This is a genomic window from Nocardiopsis endophytica (assembly GCF_027706725.1).
GTDB classification, from domain to species: domain Bacteria; phylum Actinomycetota; class Actinomycetes; order Streptosporangiales; family Streptosporangiaceae; genus Nocardiopsis_A; species Nocardiopsis_A endophytica.
Genome location: NZ_JAQFWQ010000211.1, coordinates 1 through 1,077 on the forward strand (window position 1 = coordinate 1; position 1,077 = coordinate 1,077).

Annotated in this window: 1 pseudogene; it reads right to left on the reverse strand. The window is 77.3% G+C overall.

Annotated elements, in window-relative coordinates:
- Positions 1–565, reverse strand: a pseudogene (locus O4J56_RS31995) (hypothetical protein); the annotation flags it as partial.
- Positions 566–1,077 lie beyond the last annotated feature (512 nt).

Here is a 1,077-nt window from a genome sequence, read left to right on the forward strand (position 1 = left end):
GCGCACCCCTCCCCCAGGCGAACGGCGCGGCGGCCCCGATGAGGAGCACCGCGGCCGCGAGGGCGCCCCACGGCCCGGCGGCCCAGGCCGCCGCGGCGGCGATCGCGGGGCCCACCAGCCCGGCGGCACTGTAGGTGAGGGCGTCCAGGGAGTTGGCGCGCGGAAGGACGGCCGCGGGCACGGTCCCGGGCAGCCGGGAGGTCCACCCGCCCGCGACCGCCGGGGCCGCCAGGCCCATGGCGGCGGCGACCGCGAGGACGGCGCCGAAGGGCGCCCGGCCGAGTCCGGCGGCGATGAGGGCGGTCCCGAGGGCGTAGAGGCCGAGCGCGGCGGCGAGGAGCCGCCCCGGCCGGGGGCTGCGGTCGAGGAGCGCCCCGAGGACCGGCCCGCCGAGGGCCGCCCCCGCCGTGGCGGCGGAGAAGAGCAGCGCCGCGGCGCTCTCCGCCCCGGTGGCCGCCAGCCCGGCGAGGAGGAGCGCGGGCCCCACCGCCTCGTCCCCGGCCCGGGCGAGGGCGGCACCGGCGAGGTACCGCGCGAGGGGATGTCGCGTCCGAAGAGTCGTCACCCGGCCGAAGCTAGACAGGTAACGCGTGTACGGGAAGTTACCGTTACCAATCGACGGCGGAGCAGCGAGGTCCAGAGCCGACCGCCCTTCGACCCTTTTGCCGTCCAGTGGGCCCCACGGCCCGGCAGCGGCGCGTCGGAGTGGGCACGCGGTCGCCCACACACGTGGCACCCGCCGGTCCAGGCGGATGGGGCGGTCGAATGGCCGGGCGGCTCGGCTGGTACCCCGCTCGAGGGTCCCGGCCGAGCGGCGGGCCGCCGGAGTGTGGCGTGGAGGGCGGCGACGAGGAGAGGTCGGCGGCCCTTCCGGCAGCGCTGTCGGGAACGGCGCGTGTGCATGGCCACCCTTGATGGCGGCAACGGCGACAGCCAGGCGATTCCTGGCCCTGCTTGCCGGGCGGCAGGCCCCTCACGGTCCGGGTAGGCGGCGTGGGGGCGCACTGTTGTTGATCTCGGGAAAGTCGGGCTTATCGTGTCCGGTTTAACCCCGAGTTCCCCGAGATCATCGCGGAG